The sequence below is a fragment of the Streptomyces sp. NPDC001292 genome (assembly GCF_042896465.1).
Lineage (GTDB): Bacteria > Actinomycetota > Actinomycetes > Streptomycetales > Streptomycetaceae > Streptomyces.
Genome location: NZ_JBIAXG010000001.1, coordinates 507,935 through 527,056, shown reverse-complemented (window position 1 = coordinate 527,056; position 19,122 = coordinate 507,935). Strand labels below are relative to the sequence as shown.

15 protein-coding genes and 1 pseudogene are annotated in these 19,122 nt (G+C 73.8%); 12 read left to right on the top strand and 4 right to left on the bottom strand.

Translation table 11 applies throughout. The annotated features are described in order from the left end of the window. Positions 1-180 precede the first annotated feature (180 nt). From ACFY4A_RS02265 to ACFY4A_RS02255, 3 genes are all read left to right on the top strand, one after another. Entirely contained in the window at positions 181-780 is a 600-nt protein-coding gene (locus tag ACFY4A_RS02265) for a DUF3043 domain-containing protein (RefSeq protein WP_390827517.1), read from the top strand. An 83-nt stretch (positions 781-863) separates the two neighbouring features. Next, on the top strand, positions 864-1,574 hold the full coding sequence (locus ACFY4A_RS02260) for a class I SAM-dependent methyltransferase (RefSeq protein ID WP_390827516.1): 711 nt from the start codon (positions 864-866) through the stop codon (positions 1,572-1,574). A 529-nt stretch (positions 1,575-2,103) separates the two neighbouring features. Then, positions 2,104-3,216, top strand: a complete 1,113-nt coding sequence (locus tag ACFY4A_RS02255) for a S1C family serine protease (RefSeq protein ID WP_390827515.1) — start codon at positions 2,104-2,106, stop codon at positions 3,214-3,216. 36 nt (positions 3,217-3,252) lie between these two features. Here the strand turns inward: ACFY4A_RS02255 and ACFY4A_RS02250 are convergent, their stop codons facing one another. Continuing rightward, complete coding sequence (locus ACFY4A_RS02250) at positions 3,253-3,471, bottom strand: hypothetical protein (RefSeq protein ID WP_390827514.1); 219 nt, start codon at positions 3,469-3,471, stop codon at positions 3,253-3,255. A gap of 311 nt (positions 3,472-3,782) precedes the next feature. Here ACFY4A_RS02250 and ACFY4A_RS02245 point away from each other — a divergent pair, with 311 nt between their 5' ends. After that, on the top strand, positions 3,783-4,985 hold the full coding sequence (locus ACFY4A_RS02245) for a bifunctional adenosylcobinamide kinase/adenosylcobinamide-phosphate guanylyltransferase (RefSeq protein WP_390827513.1): 1,203 nt from the start codon (positions 3,783-3,785) through the stop codon (positions 4,983-4,985). 85 nt (positions 4,986-5,070) lie between these two features. Here ACFY4A_RS02245 and ACFY4A_RS02240 read toward each other — a convergent pair whose 3' ends face one another. Next, a complete protein-coding gene (locus tag ACFY4A_RS02240) occupies positions 5,071-6,153 on the bottom strand; it encodes a class I SAM-dependent methyltransferase (protein ID WP_390827512.1) in 1,083 nt (360 codons plus the stop codon). 143 nt (positions 6,154-6,296) lie between these two features. Between ACFY4A_RS02240 and cobT the strand changes: the two genes are divergently transcribed. The 3 genes and pseudogenes from cobT to ACFY4A_RS02225 all read left to right on the top strand — a co-directional run. Continuing rightward, positions 6,297-7,457, top strand: coding sequence for a nicotinate-nucleotide--dimethylbenzimidazole phosphoribosyltransferase (gene cobT / locus ACFY4A_RS02235; protein ID WP_390827511.1), 1,161 nt, complete (start codon positions 6,297-6,299; stop codon positions 7,455-7,457). A gap of 386 nt (positions 7,458-7,843) precedes the next feature. After that, positions 7,844-9,640: a phosphatidylglycerol lysyltransferase domain-containing protein gene (locus ACFY4A_RS02230; protein WP_390827510.1), complete on the top strand. Its 1,797-nt coding sequence runs from the start codon at positions 7,844-7,846 to the stop codon at positions 9,638-9,640. Further along, positions 9,637-10,305: pseudogene (locus ACFY4A_RS02225) on the top strand (hypothetical protein); the annotation flags it as partial. The gene ACFY4A_RS02230 and the pseudogene ACFY4A_RS02225, both read left to right, overlap by 4 nt. On the opposite strand, the gene ACFY4A_RS02220 reads toward ACFY4A_RS02225, so the two are convergent. Then, positions 10,300-11,070 carry a hypothetical protein gene (locus tag ACFY4A_RS02220; RefSeq protein ID WP_390827509.1) on the bottom strand — a complete coding sequence of 257 codons (771 nt, stop codon included), beginning with the start codon at positions 11,068-11,070 and terminating at the stop codon, positions 10,300-10,302. The pseudogene ACFY4A_RS02225 and the gene ACFY4A_RS02220 sit on opposite strands and share 6 nt — an antisense overlap. Positions 11,071-11,145: 75 nt before the next feature. On the opposite strand from ACFY4A_RS02220, the gene ACFY4A_RS02215 reads away from it, so the two are divergent. Beyond that, the gene (locus ACFY4A_RS02215) at positions 11,146-11,928 is read left to right on the top strand and encodes an adenosylcobinamide-GDP ribazoletransferase (protein ID WP_390827508.1); all 783 of its coding nucleotides are present in this window, start codon (positions 11,146-11,148) and stop codon (positions 11,926-11,928) included. A 10-nt stretch (positions 11,929-11,938) separates the two neighbouring features. Here the strand turns inward: ACFY4A_RS02215 and ACFY4A_RS02210 are convergent, their stop codons facing one another. Continuing rightward, positions 11,939-12,766 carry an endo alpha-1,4 polygalactosaminidase gene (locus tag ACFY4A_RS02210; protein ID WP_390827507.1) on the bottom strand — a complete coding sequence of 276 codons (828 nt, stop codon included), beginning with the start codon at positions 12,764-12,766 and terminating at the stop codon, positions 11,939-11,941. 339 nt (positions 12,767-13,105) lie between these two features. On the opposite strand from ACFY4A_RS02210, the gene ACFY4A_RS02205 reads away from it, so the two are divergent. From ACFY4A_RS02205 to ACFY4A_RS02190, 4 genes are all read left to right on the top strand, one after another. Further along, a complete protein-coding gene (locus ACFY4A_RS02205; protein ID WP_390827506.1) occupies positions 13,106-14,644 on the top strand; it encodes a leucyl aminopeptidase in 1,539 nt (512 codons plus the stop codon). 305 nt (positions 14,645-14,949) lie between these two features. Next, positions 14,950-16,338, top strand: a complete 1,389-nt coding sequence (gene lpdA / locus ACFY4A_RS02200) for a dihydrolipoyl dehydrogenase (RefSeq protein WP_141361564.1) — start codon at positions 14,950-14,952, stop codon at positions 16,336-16,338. A gap of 62 nt (positions 16,339-16,400) precedes the next feature. Continuing rightward, positions 16,401-18,173, top strand: coding sequence for a 2-oxoglutarate dehydrogenase, E2 component, dihydrolipoamide succinyltransferase (sucB, locus tag ACFY4A_RS02195; protein ID WP_390827504.1), 1,773 nt, complete (start codon positions 16,401-16,403; stop codon positions 18,171-18,173). A 218-nt stretch (positions 18,174-18,391) separates the two neighbouring features. After that, on the top strand, positions 18,392-19,015 hold the full coding sequence (locus ACFY4A_RS02190; RefSeq protein WP_390827503.1) for a GntR family transcriptional regulator: 624 nt from the start codon (positions 18,392-18,394) through the stop codon (positions 19,013-19,015). Positions 19,016-19,122 lie beyond the last annotated feature (107 nt).

The following is a 19,122-nucleotide window of genomic DNA, read 5'->3' as shown; positions in this document are numbered from 1 at the left end:
GGTCATCCCCGAGGACGACCGCGTCCGCCACCGCTCCGGCGCAGGGAGGAGGCGCCCCCCTGACCACCGGGCGACGGCGGTCGCGACGTCCCCGCTGTCCCCCTACAGACGATCGGTGTTGCCGGATCGTTCCCCGCGGGACTGGGGTCCATGCGGGTCAAGCCCTTACCCTTGGGTTTTGTGTTCCGTAGCCGTGCCAAGGATGAGAAGACCCCGGCCGCCGACAAGGCGCCGGTGAGCGTCTCCAAGCAGCCCCGCGACCCGCAGGCTCCGAAGGGCCGCCCCACGCCCAAGCGGAGTGAGGCGCGCTCCCAGCGCCGCAGCGTCGCCAACACGTCGATGACGCGCAAGGATGCCGCCAAGCGGCAGCGCGAGGAGCGCCGAGTCCAGTTGGAGCGGCAGCGCCAGGCGCTGGCGAGCGGCGACGAGCGCTATCTGCCGGCCCGCGACAAGGGCCCGGTGCGCCGGTTCGCGCGGGACTTCGTCGACTCGCGGTTCAACATCGCGGAGTTCTTCCTGCCGATGGCCGTGGTCATCCTGGTGCTGAGCATGATCCAGGTGCCCGCGCTGCAGAACATCGCGCTGCTGCTGTGGCTCGTGGTGATCGCCCTGATCGTGCTGGACTCGGCGGTCAGCGGCTTCCGGCTGAAGAAGCGCCTGAACGAGCGCTTCCCGGACCAGGGCAAGCGGGGCGCGGTCGCCTACGCCCTGATGCGCTCCCTCCAGATGCGCCGGCTCCGGCTGCCCAAGCCGCAGGTCAAGCGCGGGGAGCGGCCCTGAGCGCGACCGCTTTCTCCGGGGGTGCCGCGGACGCCTGGCTGAACAAACTGGGCGGGCTGCGTGACGTCGTACGACAGGAACTGGTGGCCCGGCAGCTCGACGAGCAGATAGCCGGGCGGTTCCCTGTCGGGCAGCGGCTGCGGGTGCTCGACGTGGGAATGGGCCAGGGCACCCAGGCGCTGCGGCTGGCCCGGGCCGGGCACCAGGTCACCGGTCTCGAACGGGACCAGACGATGATCTCCGTGGCCCGTGCCGCGCTGGCCGCCGAGCCGGAGGGCATCCGGGCGCGGATGCGGATCGTCGAGGGCGACGGCCAGGACACCGGGGTGCACTTCCTGCCGGGCAGTTTCGACGTGGTGCTGTGCCACGGCGTGCTGATGTACGTCGAGGAGCCGGACCCGCTGCTCGCGGGGCTGGCGCGGATGCTCGCGCCGGGCGGCCTGCTGTCGCTGCTGGTGCGCAACGGCGACGCGCTGGCGCTGCGCCCGGGACTGTCCGGCGAGTGGCCGACGACGCTGGCCGCGTTCGACACGACGGCGTACCGCAACCGGCTGGGTCTGGACGTGCGGGCGGACCGGCTCGCGCACCTGACGGCGACCCTCGCCGGGATCGGTGCGCCGCTGCGCACCTGGTACGGGGTGCGGGTCTTCACGGACACGGCGGCGGACGACGTGGAGCCGCCCGCCGACACCGAGACGCTGGAGACACTGCTGGCGGCCGAGGAACGGGCCGGCCGAACGGACCCCTACCGCGCGGTGGCGGCGCTACTGCACCTGTGCGGGGTACGCGGCTGACGATGCCGCACGCCGGCGGGGTGCACCGCCGACGACCGGCCGCACCCGTGCGGGGTACGCCTTCAGACGACCGGCCACACCTGTGCGGGGGCGCCGCTGGCCACACCCGTGGGGGTACGCGGCTGACGACCGGCCGCACCTGTGCAGGAGAGCGCCGCTGACCATCGGCTACAGCCGTGCGGGTGTGCCGCTGAAGACCGGCCGCACCATGCGGGGAATGCCCTGACCACCAGCCGCACCTGTCCAGAGTGCGCGGCTGACCACCCGCCTCCCCAAGCGAGCGCACCGCCGACAACCAGCCCCACCCACGCCGGATCCGCCCCTGCCCACCGGCCGCACCATGCGGGGAATGCCCTGACCACCAGCCGCACCTGTCCAGGGTGCGCGGCTGACCACCCGCCTCCCCATGCGAGCGCACCGCCGACAACCAGCCCCACCCACGCCGGATCCGCCGCCGACAACCGGCCGCCGCCGCTCGTTCGGGCGAGTACCGCAAGCCGGGGGCGGAGCGCGCGGTGAGACTCGGGGCATGGATGTCTCCCCCGCGCGTGCCCTCGCCCGTGCTCCGCGGCCGATCGTTCTGCTCGCCGCTCTCGTCTGCTGCGCCGGGCTGCTGTCCGGGTGCCACGACGTGGCCGATCCGCAGGCGACGGCCACCGGGTCGCAGGACGCGTCCGGTACGCCGGACCCCGCCGGCGCCCGTCGGCCGACGGCCGCGGCGAACGACCTGCAGAACGACTACATGCGGGTGATCAAGGAGGTACTGCCGTCGGTCGTGCAGATCCAGGCCGGCAACCAGCTGGGGTCCGGGGTCGTGTACGACGACAAGGGGCACGTCGTCACCAACGCGCACGTCGTCGGGACCGGGAGGAAGTTCAACGTGACCACGGCGAACAGCGAGGCGTCGCTCACCGCCACGCTGGTCTCCTCGTACCCGGACCAGGACCTCGCCGTCGTCAAGCTGGACAAGGTGCCGCACGGGCTGAAGGCGGCCGCCTTCGGCGAATCGGGGAAGGTCGAGGTCGGACAGATCGTCCTGGCCATGGGATCGCCGCTCGGGCTGTCGTCGAGCGTGACCCAGGGGATCGTCTCGGCGACCGGGCGCACCGTCAGCGAGGGCCAGGGCGGTGGCGGCACGGGGGCCACGATCGCCGGCATGGTGCAGACGTCGGCCGCGATCAACCCGGGCAACAGCGGCGGCGCGCTGGTGAACCTGAACGGTCAGGTCATCGGCATCCCGACGCTCGCCGCCACCGACCCGCAGCTCGGCGGCAGCGCGGCGCCCGGCATCGGCTTCGCGATCCCGGCGTCGACGGTGAAGACGATCGCCGGCCAGATCGTGCGGTACGGCAAGGTCGTCGACTCCGGCCGGGCCGCGCTGGGCATCACCGGGCGCACCGTCGTCGACGCGAACTACGAGCCCGCCGGCGTCGCGGTGGTGGACGTGACGGCGGGCGGAGCCGCGGCGCGGGCGGGCATCCGGCCCGGGGACATCGTCACCGAGGTCGGCGGCAAGGACATCACCACCGTCACCTCGCTGTCGGAGGCACTCGCCGCCGACCGGCCGGGACAGCGGACCACGGTGACGTTCTCGCGCGACGGCAGCCAGAAGACGGTGGACGTGACGCTGGGCGAGCAGTGAGCGGGGCGGCCGGCCACCGGCGACCGCCCGGCCCGCCTACGCCGTGGCCTCGTCCGCGTGCAGGCTCATCGGGCCGTAGATCTCCTTGGCGTCCTCGAACAGCCACACCTGGTCCGCGCCACCGTCGAGCAGTGCCTTCCAGTTCTCCCCGATCCAGGACTCGGCGTCGCCCTGCGTGGTGAACTCCTCGGGCCGCACCGCGGGCTGGACCTCCGTCCCGTCGGCCGTCTCGAACCGCCACGTCCATGCCGCCATGTACGCCTCCCTGGTGTGAGCACACTGCACAGCGCGGGCCGGACCCGGTCCGCCCGCCTGCCCGCAGCCTAGGGCCTCTCGTCCGGATCACGCCGGGCTCGCGGGGTCTGGTGCCTGATCCGGCCTGATCCAAACGAAAGACCGTGGGCCCTGTCGTGAGCTTCCCGCCTGTGCGGTGGATCATGCCCCGGACACGGGATCCGGCACACCCGCCCGGGCCGGTGGCGAGCGCAGGCCTCCCGCGCCCCCATCCGCCGGACAGACCGCGGCCGGATGCGCGGGACCCGCGGCGGCAGGCGAAAATCGGGTCCGTGGACGTGACTCTGCTCGGCACCGGTGCCCCCGCGGGACTGCCCCGCCCCGACTGTCCCTGCGCGGCCTGCGCGACCGCGCTCGGCGCGGACGCGCGGGCGGCGACCGCGCTGCTCGTGGACGGGGCGCTGCTGCTGGACCTGACCCCCGGCGCGGCGTTCGCGGCGGCGCGGGCGGGGCATTCGCTGGGCGGCGTGGGACAGGTGCTGCTGTCCCACCCGCACGACGGGCCCGCGGTCGAGGTGCCGGCCGGGCTGCCGCAGCCGGGGCGGGTGCCGGACGGGCGGGAGCTGACGCTGCTGACGGGGCATCGGGTGCGGGCGGTGGCCCTGGACGCCCCCGGCACCGGGTACGCGGTCACCGGCCCGGACGGGCGGCGGCTGCTGTACCTGCCGCCGGGCGGCGCGCCGGCCGGTCTGGAGGAGGGCTCCGCGGAGACGTACGACATGGTCCTGTCGGACGTGGTGGGGCGCCCCGACGCGCTGGCCAAGCTGCGGGCGGTCGGGGCGGTGGGGCCGACCACGGACGTCGTCGCGGTCCACCTCGACCACGACGTGCCGCCGGGTCCGGAGTTGCTCCGGCGGCTCGCGGCGGCGGGGGCGCGAGCCGTGCCGGACGGTACGACGCTGGCGGTCGGGGCGTACGAGGACGTACCGGACGTGCCCCGGCGCACGCTCGTGCTCGGCGGGGCACGGTCGGGCAAGTCGGTGGAGGCCGAACGGCGGCTGGCGACCTTTCCCGGCGTGCTGTACGTGGCCACCGGCGGCACCCGCGGCGGGGACACCGAGTGGGCGGCCCGGGTGGCCGCGCACCGGGAGCGGCGGCCGGGCTCGTGGCGCACGACCGAGACGTGCGACCTGGTGCCGCTGCTGGCGCAGGACGGGCCGCCGCTACTCGTCGACTGCCTGTCGCTGTGGCTGACGGACGCGATGGACTCCGTCCGCGCCTGGGACGACGCCGAGTGGGCGGGCGGCGGCGAACGCGCCCTGCGCGAACGGGTGACCGCCCTGACCGACGCCCTGCGCGCCACCCGGCGCACCGTGGTGGCGGTCTCCAACGAGGTCGGCTCGGGCATCGTCCCCGCCACCGCCTCCGGCCGCCGCTACCGCGACGAACTGGGCCGCCTGAACGCGGCGTTCGCCGCGGAGTGCGAACACGTCCTGCTGGTGGTGGCCGGCCAGGCCGTGGTGCTGCGCGGCTGACCCGGTTCGGGCGGCGGGCCTGGCGGGTGCGAGGGCGCGCCGCCGCGCTCCGGGCCGGGCCGGCCGTGGTGTCGTGGACGGCGGGTCAGCGCAGGGGGCCGCGGGCGACGACGCGGTAGGTGTTGGAGAGGCCGGGGGTGTGGCGGAGGAGGGGCGAGAGGAGGAGGTCCAGGATCGACACCGCCTCCACCAGGGGGCCGGCGAGGGCGGTCAGGGCGGTGCGCACGGTGTGCTGGAGGCCGGTGGGCGGGTCGTCGCACCAGGGGGCGTCGGCGGCGGGCAGCACGTGGGCGAGAACCAGGGCGGCGGCCGCCGACAGGTCGTTCGGCGTGTGCGGGGTGCGGCGGTCGGTGACGAGAACGGTGCAGCCCCGGGACTCCAGTTCCGCGCGGAGGTTGTCCAGCGGCAGCAGGTGCAGATGGCGCGGCTGGCCGTGCGGCAGCCACCACCTGCCCAGCACCCGGGCGGGCACGCAGTGCGGGTCGGGCAGTTCGATCAGCAAGTGCCCGCCGGGACGCAGGGCAGTGAGGGCGCCTCGCAACTCCGCGCGGGGGTCCGGCACATGGGCCAGGTGGTGGAAGATGCTGACCACGTCGTAGCGTCCGCGCAACCGGTCCGCGATGTGCGGGTCGGCCAGGTGCCCGACGTGGGCCTCCTCGACCCGCCCCTGCTCGCGAGCCCGCTCCACGCGCTGGGTGGGGTCGAGTCCGTCGAAGGCGGTGTAGGGGAACACCTCCTGCGCCGCCCCTGGGAAGTGGCCGTGGCCCGTGCCGACGTCCAGCCAGCTCTCCGGTTCCCCCACGGTGCTCATCAGGCGCGCGTCGGACCGGTGCCGCCGGCGGCTGCGGCGGGCCGCGAGCACCAAGGCCGCGAGGCCCTCCGGGTCGTCCTCGTCGAAGTCCCGGTGGTAGAAGGCCAGTCCGGCCGCCGTGAGCCGGGGGTTCTGGAAGGCGTGGCCGCAGTCCCGGCACTCGTCGACCGCGAACGTGCCCGGCTTGTGCTGGAGCAGGTCCGGCGCGCGCAGCCGGGTGCGCAGCCGGCCGGAGCCGCACCACGGGCAGTCCGTTCGGGGCGGCTCCTGGAAACGGCCGGTGCCCTGGGCGAGTTCGGCGGCGTACGCGAGGCGGCGCGGGTCGTAGAACCCCGGGGCGTACGGCAGGGGCGGCATGGGCGGCTCCCGGTGCATCACTGCGAGAACAAGTCACTGCAAAGGGAACGTATGGGATCCGGATCTTGGCCGGAAAGACGCCGTACGGGTGTGGTGGCGATGTGGCACCGCCCGGTTGGATCAGGGCCGGTACTGTTCGGCGAATGAGCTCGCTGAATCTCGACGACTTCACCGATCTGATCGAGCGACCGGACGGCGGTCTGCGCCGTGACGCCGAGGCGCGCCGGGAGCGTCGGATCGTGCCGCCCGGTGCGCTGGGCCGCCTGGACGACCTGGGTGAATGGCTGGCCTCGGCGCAGTCCGCCGTACCGGTGCGGCCGGTCGAACGGCCGAAGGCGGTGCTGTTCGCCGGCGACCACGGGGTCGCGGAACTGGGTGTCTCGGTCCGCCCCGCGGGCAGTGCGGAGCAGCTGGTACGGGCGGTGCTGGACGGCGGCCGGCCGGTGTCCGTGCTGGCCCGGCGGCTCGGCGTGCCGGTGCGCGTGGTCGACATGGCGCTGGACTGCGCGCCCGAGTCGCTGCCCGAGGACGTCGTACGGCACCGGGTGCGGCGCGGCAGCGGGCGCGTCGACGTCGAGGACGCGCTGACCCTCGAGGAGGCGGAGGCCGCCTTCCGGGCCGGCATGGCGGTGGCCGACGAGGAGGCCGACTCCGGTACCGACCTGGTGGTGCTGGGCGACGTGAGCGTCGGCGGGACCACGCCGGCCGCCGTCCTGATCGCCGCGCTGTGCGGGACGGACGCCTCGGTGGTGACGGGCCGCGGCGGCGATCCGATCGACGACCTGGCGTGGATGCGCAAGTGCGCGGCGATCCGGGACGCGCTGCGCCGGGCCCGGCCCGTCCTCGGGGACCAGTTGCAGCTGCTGGCCACGGTGGGCGGCGCCGACCTCGCCGCGATGACGGGCTTCCTGTTGCAGTGCGCGGTGCGGAAGCTGCCGGTGATCCTGGACGGCGTGGTGTCGGCGGCGTGCGCGCTGGTGGGGCAGCGGGTGGCGTTCCGGGCGCCGGACTGGTGGCTGGCCGGGCACGTCAGCGGCGAGCCGGGCCAGGCCAAGGCCCTGGACCGGATGGCACTGGAGCCGCTCGTGGACCACGGCGTACGGGTCGGCGAGGGGGCGGGGGCGCTGCTGGCGCTGCCCCTGGTCCAGAGCGCCGCCGCACTGGCCGCGGAGCTGCCGGAGCGCCCGGAGGACTCGGACGATCCGGAGGCCGGGACGACCGAGGACGAAGCGACCGAGGAGAAGGCAGCGGAGGAAAAGGCGGCCGAAGACGGGAAGGCGGAGCAGCAGGCAACCGAGGAGTAGCCGCACGACGGCCGGCGTCCCTCCTCCCACTCGGCGGATCCCGCCCCGGCCGGGCACCGGCCGTCGGACACGAGCGGCACGGGCACGGCCCGGCAGAGCCGTGACCTCGGCACCGCCCGGTCGCGCGCGTCCGCCGCCCGCCGAGGCGAAGGGATGCTCACCGGGACGGCGCCCACCGGCACCGCCGGGCCGCGCGCCCCCGTCGCCCGCCGGCCGCGGCGCGACGTCGCCCCCGGGTCCGCGCGGGCACACGGCGATCAGCCACGAAAGGCCGGACGGCCCCCACGGACGGCGGCCCCGGCGCCCCCCAACAGCGGGCCCCGTCGCGCACGGACGGCGGGCGAAAAGGGACGTTCGCCGGGGCGGCGCCCATATGATCACTGTTCATGGGAGATGCCCGAATTGCCATGCGTGAGGAGCGGGCCCCGGTTCGCGTGGCCGAGGCGGGGCGGCCGGGCGGCGGGACGTCGGGGCGGGCGGCCGCGTTCGCCGTCTGGTACCTGCGGGCGGCCGCGTTCGTCAACTTCCTCAGCGCGGTGTGGGTCTCCCTGGGGCAGGACGTGCGGCGGCACAACCAGGAGAACCTCTTCACGCCGTACCTGCTGACCGCCGGCTTCGCCTCCGGCGTGTTCGCCGCCTTCCTGGCCATCACCATGCGGCGGCGCAAGCGGGCCGCCTGGATCCTGAACCTGGCGCTGTCCGGGCCGTTCCTCGTGCTGTTCGCGTTCACCATGACCTTCCCGGAGATCCGCCGCTCCGCGCAGAACTGGATCTCCCTGGCCCTCACCGCCGCCTTCGTCGCGGCGCTGCTCCTGGGCCGCCGCGAGTTCTACGCCAAGGGCGACCGCGCCAACCCGCGGCTCGCCGCCGCCGTCGGCCTCGGCGGGCTGCTGGTCTCCTCACTGCTCGCCGCGCTGCTGGTGACGGTCACCAACCAGGCCCCGGACGCGGCCCGTTCGACTTACCTCCAGCGCTGGCACTACGGCACGCTGCGGCTGGTCTCGGTCGCCGTCTCCGAGGCCCGCTTCCCCGGCATCCACACCCCGAACTGGGTGAACGTGTCGATCAACGTACTGTCCACGGCCCTGGTCCTCGCCGTCCTGTACGCCGCCTTCCGCTCCCGCCGCGCCGTCGACCCGCTCACCGCCGACGACGAGAGACGGCTGCGGGAGCTGCTGGAGCGGCACGGCGAACGCGACTCGCTCGGCTACTTCGCGCTGCGCCGGGACAAGAGCGTGATCTGGTCGCCGACCGGCAAGGCCGCCGTCGCCTACCGCGTCCTTGGCGGGGTGTCCCTGGCCTCCGGGGACCCGCTCGGCGACCCGGAGGCCTGGCCCGGCGCCATCGAGTGGTGGCTGGCCGAGGCACGGGCGCACGGCTGGATCCCGGCCGTGATGGGCGCGAGCGAGGAGGCCGGCACGGTGTACGCGCGGCACGGCCTGGACGCCCTGGAACTGGGCGACGAGGCCGTGGTCGAGGTGGACGGCTTCACCCTGGAGGGGCGGGCCATGAGGACCGTGCGGCAGGCCTACAACCGGGTCGCACGGGCCGGGTACTCGGTGCGCGTCCGGCGGCACGAGGACATCCCCGCGGACGAGATGGCGTACCTGATCGACCGGGCGGACGACTGGCGGGACGGGCCCACCGAGCGCGGCTTCAGCATGGCGCTGGGCCGGCTCGGCGACCCGCGGGACGGGCAGTGCGTGATGCTGGAGTGCCATGACGCCCGCGGCGAGCTCAGGGCCCTGCTGTCCTTCGTGCCGTGGGGGCCGCACGGGCTGTCCCTGGACGTGATGCGGCGCGACCGGCACGCCGGCAACGGGCTCATGGAGTTCATGGTGCTCGACCTGCTGCGCCGCGCCCGGGAGATCGGGATCAACCAGGTCTCGCTCAACTTCGCCGTGTTCCGCTCGGTCTTCGAACGGGGGGCGCGCCTCGGCGCCGGACCGGTGCTGAGGCTGTGGCGGTCGCTGCTCGGGCTGTTCTCCCGCTGGTGGCAGATCGAGTCGCTGTACCGCGCGAACGCCAAGTACCGGCCCGTCTGGGAGCCCCGGTTCCTGCTCTTCGAGAAGAGCGCGGACCTGCTGCGCATCGGCCTCGCGGCGGCGCGCGCGGAGGGGTTCCTGGAGGCGCCGGGACCGCCGAAGTGGCTGCACCGAGGGCACCTGGAGACGCACGGATGACCGCACTCGCCCGCTGGGCCCGCGCCGAATGGGGGCTGCTGTACGCCACCGTGCGCGAGCCGCTGCCGAAGCGGCGCCTGCGGGCCGTCCCGATGACCGTCGGGGCGGTGAGCCTGACGGCGGTGCTCCATCTGGTGCAGAACCAGTCCTGGGGCTACGGCCTGGTGCAGCACCTCGGGGCCGTACGGGCCGGGGATCCGCTGTGGCTCGCGGTGCTGCGCACTCCCCTGTCGCTGTTCGTGCCGGCGCTGGACCTGCCGGCGTGGGGCGCGCTGGCGCAGATCCTGTGCGTGTTCGGCATCGCCGAGATCTGCCTCGGCCGGCCGCGGACCCTCGCCGTCGCCTACGTCGCCACCCTCTCCGGAACCCTGTACGCGCGTCTGGGCGTCGCGCTCGGCCCGCACCGCCCGCTCGGCCTGCCCGGCACGGACGCGCACATCGTGGACACCGGCCCGTCGGCGGCCGTGGTGGGCCTCGCGGTCTACATCGGCTGGCGCTACGGGGCGTACGTCACGGCGGGCGCCGTGACTGCGGCCATGGCGCTGGAGGCCGGGCTGAAGCAGAACCTGGCCGGCAAGGAGCACCTGGCGGCGATCGCGGGGGCACTGCTGCTGTGCGCGCTGTCGGCGGCCCGGCACCGGGTGCCGCGCGCCGCGGCGTCATCTGTGCCCGGGAAGGCGAGCCGGCTGCTGGTGGTCGGGTTTGCCGCCGATCCAGTCCTGGAGCGCCCGGCGGGGGCCGGACCACCGGCGGTCGTGCCGGTCGGCGCGCCGGCCGGCGCGGGCCAGGGCGCGCGGGCGGTGGCGGTAGAAGCGCCTGGCCCAGTAGGAGCCGGGGCGGGCCAGGCGGATCGCGCCGATCAGCGCGAGGAACGGAATGATCACGCCGAACAGGGCGATGCGGCCCTTGCCCTTGCTCAGGGCGACGAGGGAGAAGAGGAAGTTCACGACCACGCTCGTGATGACCGCCCCGCGGTTCTGCAACTCGCCCTGGGACAGGTTGCTGACGCCGAACGGGGAGAAACCGGCGAGCACCAGGGCGACCAGCGCCGCGGTGAGCACCACGACCTCGACGCTCTTGCGGCCCGACTCGGTCCAGTAGACGTCGTCCAGGTGCAGGATCAGCGCGAACTCGTCCAGCACGAGGCCCGCGCCGATACCGAAGACGACCGCGAAGACCGCCGTGGCGACGTCGTGCCGGCCGCTGCCGGCCACCACGCCGAAACCGCCGAGGGTGGTGAGGACGACACCGGGCACGGCGTGGTGGATGTGCAGCCCGCCCGCCTTGACGTTGCCGAAGGGGCCCTTCCCGGCGCGGATCAGGCGGGTGATCACCCGGGTGACCACGAAGGTGAGGACGAAGGCGGCCAGGGCAAGGAGCAGGGGCAGCTTGCCGGGTTCGACGATGTTCCGCTCCAGCCAGTGGCCCATGTATGCAGTGTGCCGCCTTCGCCTGTCGCCCGCCCGCCCGCCGGGGGGCCGGCGCAGGTCCCGTAGTCTGCCCGCGTGTTCAGGATCCCCTCGCCGCACGGGCCGCGGTTCGCCTTCGGCACCCTCACCGTCCTTCCGGTCAGGGTGAGCCGCTGGGACCGCGAGGCGGCGCGCGGCGGGATGCTCTGCGCGCCGCTCGCCGGACTCGTGGTCGGGGTGGCGGCGGCGGCCGTGGGACTGCTGCTGCTCCTCGCCGGCGCCGGCGCACCGCTCGCCGCCGTCGGCACCGTCGCCGTGCCCGCCGCGCTGACCCGCGGCCTGCACCTGGACGGGCTCGCCGACACCGCGGACGGGCTCGGCAGCGGCAAGCCCGCCGAGGACGCCCTGCGGATCATGAAGCAGTCGGACATCGGCCCCTTCGGAGTGATCACGCTCGTATTCGTGCTGCTCGCCCAGGTGGCCGCCCTGACCCGCGCCTACGACGGCTCCTGGGCCCGCGGCGCGCTCGCCGCCGTCGTCTCGGCGACGGTCGCCCGGCTGGCCCTGACGCTGGCCGCCCGCACCGGGGTGCCGGCCGCCCGGCCGGAGGGGCTGGGGGCCGCGGTCGCGGGGGTGGTCCCGGTGCCGGGCGCGATCGGCGCGGCCCTCGTGGTCGCGGCGGCCGCCGCGGCGGCGGGCGCGTTCCTGGGCACCTACGCCTGTGTGCTCACGGCGCTGGCGGTGGTCGCCGCCCTGGCCGCCGCCGAACTCCTCCTGCGCCACTGCACGCGCCGCTTCGGCGGCGTGACGGGCGACGTCTTCGGCGCGGTCGCCGAGACGGCCGCCACCACCACGCTGGTCGTCCTGGCCCTGCGCTGAGCCGGGCGGCTCAGCAGGTCCGGCGCCACGTTCCCAGTGCGTACTTCTTCAGCAGCGAGCTGAGTCCCAGCCGGCGGGACTGCGCGCAGAAGCGGCTCACCGGCAGCTCGTACTCGGCGTGGAACACCGCCTTGCCCGCCGCGACGAAGGGCCTCAGTTCGGCGCATTCGCCGAACTGGGCGCACTGTTCGTTGACCGCGAAGTCGAAGTCCGCCACCAGCTCCGGGATCTGGTCCAGGTCGTTCTTCAGGCCCACCGCCATGCCCCTGTCGTGGGCCAGCTTCGCCACCAGGCGGTTGTAGCGGAGCTGGTCGGCGGCCGTCAGCGGAAAGCCGGTGCGGTTCCTGTAGCCGTCCATGTTGTCCGGCTCCACCGCGTCGAAGCCCTTCTCGCGGCACATGTCGAGGCGGGCCGCCATCAGGGGCTCGAGGACGTCGGTACGGCGGATGTCGAGCCACCGCTCGCCCTGCCAGCCGTTGCCCCGGCCGAGGACGGAGGCCGGGAACCTCCCCGCGTCCGGGCGGAACTCCTCCCAGGCGCCGGTCGAGAGGTAGCAGATGACCCTGCGGCCCTCGCGGTGCAGCCGCGCGACCGTGGCCGCCGAGTGGTCGAAGCCGTCGATGTCGTACACCTCGGCCGGTACGGAGGTGTCGAGACGGCCGCTGAGCTGCCACTGCCAGCTCGTGCCCGGGCGCGGCTGCCAGCGTCCGGCGACCGCGCGGGCGGCACCGTCGTCGCGGCCGTCGCCGCCGCGGTCACCGTCCGGGTGGGCGGCGCTGCCCGCGAGCAGCAGGACTGCGGCAGTCGGTGCGAGGATGCGCGGGATCAGGGCTCCCAACGGGCGGGCTCCAAGGTGCCGAGGCGGACGTACCTCCGACGATCATCGCCGATTCCGTCGCCGCGCACGGCAGTTGCCCGCCCGGTGGGCTGCCAGGACCTCCCGCGGCGGCCGTCGGCGCCGGTTCCGGCCACCGGTGCCGGAACCGGGACGTGACGGTGATGCCTCTCCCGGGTGAACACCCGCGGGAGTATTCGGCGCCGTGACGCGCGTAGGCTCGTGCCGGGTGTTTGCCTGCCCGGGTGAAGACCGCACCGTACGAAGGATTTATGGTCGGGCCCGGTCGACCCACCCGAATTCGGCCAACCACCTTTCACAGGGAAGCGAGATTTCACCACCGTGACTGCTCTCACTCTCAGCACCACCGCGGCGCCCGGCCTGCGGGCCGACGCGATCGTGGTCGGTGTCGCCAAGGACTCTGGATCGAAGTCTGGGGACCTGGTCGTAGCACCGGGCGCCGAGGCCGTCGACGAGGCGTACGACGGCAAGCTCGCCGACGTCCTGGGGACCCTCGGCGCCTCCGGTGCCGAGGGCGAGGTGACCAAGCTGCCCGCGCCGTCCGGTTTCAAGGCCCCGCTCGTGCTCGCGGTGGGTCTCGGCACCCGGCCCGAGAAGGACTCCGGCTACGACGCCGAGGCGCTGCGCCGGGCCGCCGGTGCGGCCGCCCGTGCCCTCGCCGGGACGAAGAAGGCCGGCTTCGCGCTGCCCGTCGCGGACGCCGACGGTGCCGCCGCGGTCGGCGAGGGCGCGCTGCTCGGCGCGTACTCCTTCGACACCTACAAGGAGAACGGCAAGGACGCCGAGTCCCGCAACGGCAAGGCGCCGCTCGGCGAGGCCGTGCTGCTCGGCGGCGCGTCCCGCGACAAGGCGTACAAGGCGGCCGTCGAGCGCGCCACCGCCGTGTCCGAGGAGCTCAACCGCGCCCGCGACCTGATCAACACGCCGCCGAACGACCTGAACCCGGCCGCCTTCGCCGCCGTCGCGCAGGAGGCGGCCAAGGAGCACGGCCTGAAGGTGCAGGTGCTCGACGAGAAGGCGCTCGCCAAGGGCGGCTACGGCGGCATCCTGGGCGTCGGCTCCGGCTCGGCGTCGGCCCCGCGGCTGGTGAAGCTGTCGTACACCAGCCCCAAGGCGAAGAAGCACCTGGCCCTGGTCGGCAAGGGCATCACCTACGACTCGGGCGGCATCTCGCTGAAGCCGGCCGGCCACAACGAGACGATGAAGTGCGACATGAGCGGTGCCGCCGCCGTGTTCGCCGCCGTCGTCGCCGCCGCGCGGCTCGGCCTCGAGGTCAACGTGACCGGCTGGCTGGCACTGGCCGAGAACATGCCCTCCGGCTCCGCCACGCGCCCCGGCGACGTGCTGCGCATGTTCAGCGGCAAGACGGTGGAGGTGCTCAACACCGACGCCGAGGGCCGGCTCGTCCTCGCGGACGCGCTGTGGGCCGCCTCGCAGGAGAAGCCGGACGCGATCGTGGACGTGGCCACGCTGACCGGCGCGATGGTGCTGGCGCTGGGCAGCCGGACCTTCGGGATCATGGCGAACGACGACGCGTTCCGCTCGGCGATCCACGAGGCCGCGGGGGATGTCGGCGAGGAGGCGTGGCCCATGCCGCTGCCGGAGCACCTGCGCAAGGGGATGGACTCCCCCACCGCCGACCTCGCCAACATGGGCGAGCGCATGGGCGGCGGGCTGGTCGCCGGTCTGTTCCTGCGCGAGTTCGTCGGCGAGGGCATCACGTGGGCGCACCTCGACATCGCGGGCCCGGCGTTCAACGAGAGCGGGCCGTTCGGCTACACGCCGAAGGGCGGCACCGGGTCGGCGGTCCGGACGCTCGTGCGTCTCGCCGAACTCGCCGCCTCCGGCGACCTCGGCTGAGTCCGCCCGCCGCCGTCGTCCGGTCCGCCGGACGACGGCCGTGCCGCGTGGGCGCCGGCCGCGCCCACGCGGAGCCGCGCACCGGCACGGTCCGCGCCCCTCTTCGGCCGGCGGTCCTCATGCGGGTCACGGACGTGGGGTGTATCACACTCCTGCCCCGCGTCTCGTTCACTCCCGACAAGTGCGAAGATGGGCGTCGGCAGGACAGGGCCCCCACCGAAGGGCCGAAACTCAAGCGGCCGGACACCAGCCGCCTGCCGGTCACCGACGACCGGCGTACGGCGCACATGCATGGAGGACGTGACGTGGCGAACGACGCCAGCACCGTTTTCGACCTAGTGATCCTCGGCGGTGGCAGCGGTGGTTACGCCGCGGCCCTGCGCGGGGCGCAGCTGGGCCTGGACGTCGCCCTGATCGAGAAGGACAAGGTCGGCGGTACCTGCCTGCACCGGGGTTGCATCCCCACCAAGGCCCTGCTGCACGCGGGCGAGATCGCCGACCAGGCCCGCGAGAGCGAGCAGTTCGGTGTGAAGGCCAGCTTCGAGGGCATCGACGTGCCCGCCGTCCACAAGTACAAGGACGACGTCATCTCGGGCCTGTACAAGGGCCTGCAGGGGCTCATCGCGTCCCGCAAGGTGACGTACATCGAGGGTGAGGGCCGGCTGTCCTCCCCGACCTCCGTCGACGTGAACGGGCAGCGGATCCAGGGCCGCCACGTCCTCCTGGCGACCGGTTCCGTGCCGAAGTCCCTGCCCGGTCTGCAGATCGACGGCAACCGCATCATCTCCTCCGACCACGCCCTCGTCCTGGACCGCGTGCCGAAGTCCGCGATCATCCTCGGCGGCGGTGTCATCGGCGTCGAGTTCGCCTCCGCCTGGAAGTCCTTCGGCACCGACGTCACGATCGTCGAGGGCCTGAAGCACCTCGTCCCGGTCGAGGACGAGAACTCCTCGAAGCTGCTGGAGCGCGCCTTCCGCAAGCGCGGGATCAAGTTCAACCTGGGCACCTTCTTCCAGAAGGCCGAGTACACCCAGGACGGGGTCAAGGTCACCCTCGCCGACGGCAAGGAGTTCGAGGCCGAGGTCCTGCTCGTCGCCATCGGCCGCGGCCCGGTCTCCCAGGGCCTGGGCTACGAGGAGGCCGGGGTCGCCATGGACCGCGGCTACGTCCTCGTCGACGAGTACATGCGCACCAACGTCCCGACCATCTCCGCCGTCGGTGACCTGGTCCCGACGCTCCAGCTGGCGCACGTCGGCTTCGCCGAGGGCATCCTGGTGGCGGAGCGTCTGGCCGGTCTGAAGACCGTTCCGATCGACTACGACGGTGTTCCGCGGGTGACGTACTGCCACCCGGAGGTCGCCTCCGTCGGCATCACCGAGGCCAAGGCCAAGGAGATCTACGGCGCGGACAAGGTCGTCGCCCTGAAGTACAACCTGGCGGGCAACGGCAAGAGCAAGATCCTCAAGACCGCGGGCGAGATCAAGCTCGTCCAGGTCAAGGACGGTGCCGTGGTCGGCGTCCACATGGTCGGCGACCGCATGGGCGAGCAGGTCGGCGAGGCCCAGCTGATCTACAACTGGGAGGCACTGCCGGCCGAGGTGGCTCAGCTCATCCACGCCCACCCGACCCAGAACGAGGCGCTCGGCGAGGCCCACCTGGCCCTGGCCGGCAAGCCGCTGCACTCCCACGACTGACGCTTCACGTCATCGGGCGCGACGACACAGACTTCCGTAATTCGTTAGGAGCAACCGAAACCATGGCGGTTTCCGTAACCCTTCCGGCGCTCGGCGAGAGCGTCACCGAGGGCACTGTCACCCGCTGGCTGAAGGCCGAGGGCGAGCGCGTCGAGGCCGACGAGCCGCTGCTCGAGGTCTCGACCGACAAGGTCGACACCGAGATCCCCTCCCCCGCCGCCGGTGTGCTGGCCTCCATCAAGGTCGCCGAGGACGAGACCGTCGAGGTCGGCGCCGAGCTGGCCGTCATCGACGACGGCTCCGGCGCCCCCGTCGCGGCCCCGGCCCCGGCCGCCGCCGAGGCTCCGGCGCCCGCCGCCGAGCCCGCCCCGGCCCCGGTCGCCGAGACCCCGGCCGCCCCGGCCCCCGCAGCCGCCCCCGCGGCTCCGGCAGCCCCCGCCGGTGCCGGCGCCACCGGCACGGACGTGGTCCTGCCCGCGCTCGGCGAGTCCGTCACCGAGGGCACCGTCACCCGCTGGCTGAAGTCGGTCGGCGACTCCGTCGAGGCCGACGAGCCGCTGCTCGAGGTCTCCACGGACAAGGTCGACACCGAGATCCCCTCCCCCGCCGCCGGTGTGCTGCTGGAGATCGTCGTCGGTGAGGACGAGACCGCCGAGGTCGGCGCCAAGCTCGCCGTCATCGGCGCCCCCGGTGCCGCCCCGGCCCCCGCCGCTCCGGCCCCGGCCGCCGCTCCCGCCCCGGCCGCCGCTCCCGCCCCGGCCGCCGCTCCGGCAGCCCCCGCGGCCCCGGCCGCTCCGGCTCCGGCCCCCGCCGCCCCGGCTCCGGTCCAGCCCGCGGCTCCGGCTCCCGCGCCGGCCGCGCCCGCCCCGGTCACCCCGGCCCCGGCCGCCGTCCAGCCGACCGACGAGGGCGCGTACGTGACCCCGCTGGTGCGCAAGCTCGCCGCCGAGAACGGTGTCGACCTGGCCACCGTCAAGGGCACCGGCGTCGGCGGCCGTATCCGCAAGCAGGACGTGCTCGCCGCCGCCGAGGCCGCGAAGGCCGCCGCCGCTGCCCCGGCCGCTGCCGCTCCGGTCGCCCCCGCGAGGAAGGCCCCGGTCCTCGAGGCCTCCCCGCTGCGCGGCCAGACCGTGAAGATGCCGCGGATCCGCAAGGTCATCGGCGACAACATGGTCAAGGCGCTGCACGAGCAGGCCCAGCTGTCCTCGGTGGTCGAGGTCGACGTGACCCGCCTGATGCGCCTGCGCTCCCAGGCCAAGGACGCGTTCGCGGCGCGCGAGGGCGTCAAGCTCTCCCCGATGCCGTTCTTCGTCAAGGCCGCCGCCCAGGCGCTGAAGGCCCACCCGGTCATCAACGCCAAGATCAACGAGGCCGAGGGGACCATCACCTACTTCGACACCGAGAACATCGGTATCGCGGTGGACTCCGAGAAGGGCCTGATGACCCCGGTCATCAAGAACGCCGGCGACCTCAACATCGCCGGTATCGCCAAGGCCACCGCCGACCTGGCGGGCAAGGTCCGGGCCAGCAAGATCACCCCGGACGAGCTGTCCGGCGCGACCTTCACCATCAGCAACACCGGTTCGCGCGGCGCGCTGTTCGACACGATCATCGTGCCGCCGGGTCAGGTCGCGATCCTCGGCATCGGCGCCACCGTCAAGCGCCCGGCCGTCATCGAGACCGAGGAGGGCACGGTCATCGGCGTCCGCGACATGACCTACCTGACCCTCTCCTACGACCACCGCCTGGTGGACGGCGCCGACGCGGCCCGCTACCTGACGGCGGTCAAGGCGATCCTGGAGGCGGGCGAGTTCGAGGTCGAGCTCGGACTCTGATCCCCCGTACCCGGGACCCAGCAGTACGGCGCCCCCGTCCGGAACCTTCCGGGCGGGGGCGCCGCGTTTGCCGTTTCTTGGCCATGACGGCGTGTAAGTCTCGTCTCACCTGCACGAAAGCGCCCGTATGCGCCCTTCCGCCGGGCGCCGACAGCCGTATTGTCTAAAGGTCGAACGCCCCCCGGGGGCCCGTGGGTCCCCCCTTGAAGGAGCCCTCCATGACCGCGCCCGTCGTCCACTCGCTGCGCGAACAGATCCGCGAGCACATCGTGGAGGGGATCGTCAGCGGGCGCTGGAAGCCGGGCGAGCGGATCGTGGAGCGGCGGATCGCCACCGAGCTGGAGGTCAGCCAGACGCCGGTGCGGGAGGCGCTGCGCGAGCTGGAGTCGCTGCGACTGATCGAGTCGGCGCCGAACAAGGGCGTGCGGGTGCGCAACCTGACCGCCGCCGACCTGGAGGAGAGCTACCCGGTCCGGGCCGGCCTCGAGGCCATCGCGGCGGAGCTGGCGGCCGAGCGGCTGGCGGACGACTGCTCGGCCCTGGAGCCGCATGTGGCGGCGCTCTACGAGGCCGACCGCAAGTCCGACGGCACCGGCCAGGTCCGGCACACGGTGGCCTTCCACCGCGAGCTGGTCCGCGCGGCCGGGAACTCGGTGCTGCTGCACACCTGGGAGGGCCTGGGCATCGAGGTGTTCACCGCGCTGTCGATCCGCTGGCTGGGGACGGTCCAGCAGTCGTACGCGGAGGAGCACGAGGAGCTGGTGCAGGCGTTCAAGCGGCGGGATCCGCGGATCGCCGAACTGGTCAAGTCGCACGTTCTCGGCTGCGCGCCGCGGGCGTGAGGCAGCCAAGCACGTGTACGCTCACCTGCGAAAACCCTGCGAAAAAAGCGGCACCGCGTGCCCATTCCCAAGGCACCCGGTGCCGACTTTCTCGAAATCGAAGGGTT

Excerpts from the sequence above, each read along its gene's own strand:
- ACFY4A_RS02255 (WP_390827515.1), top strand. The coding sequence starts at position 2,104 with ATGGATGTCTCCCCCGCGCGTGCCCTCGCCCGTGCTCCGCGGCCGATC.
- ACFY4A_RS02250 (WP_390827514.1), bottom strand. The coding sequence starts at position 3,471 with ATGGCGGCATGGACGTGGCGGTTCGAGACGGCCGACGGGACGGAGGTC.
- ACFY4A_RS02240 (WP_390827512.1), bottom strand. The coding sequence starts at position 6,153 with ATGCCGCCCCTGCCGTACGCCCCGGGGTTCTACGACCCGCGCCGCCTC.
- cobT (WP_390827511.1), top strand. The coding sequence starts at position 6,297 with ATGAGCTCGCTGAATCTCGACGACTTCACCGATCTGATCGAGCGACCG.
- ACFY4A_RS02230 (WP_390827510.1), top strand. The coding sequence starts at position 7,844 with ATGGGAGATGCCCGAATTGCCATGCGTGAGGAGCGGGCCCCGGTTCGC.
- ACFY4A_RS02220 (WP_390827509.1), bottom strand. The coding sequence starts at position 11,070 with ATGGGCCACTGGCTGGAGCGGAACATCGTCGAACCCGGCAAGCTGCCC.
- sucB (WP_390827504.1), top strand. The coding sequence starts at position 16,401 with ATGGCGGTTTCCGTAACCCTTCCGGCGCTCGGCGAGAGCGTCACCGAG.
- ACFY4A_RS02190 (WP_390827503.1), top strand. The coding sequence starts at position 18,392 with ATGACCGCGCCCGTCGTCCACTCGCTGCGCGAACAGATCCGCGAGCAC.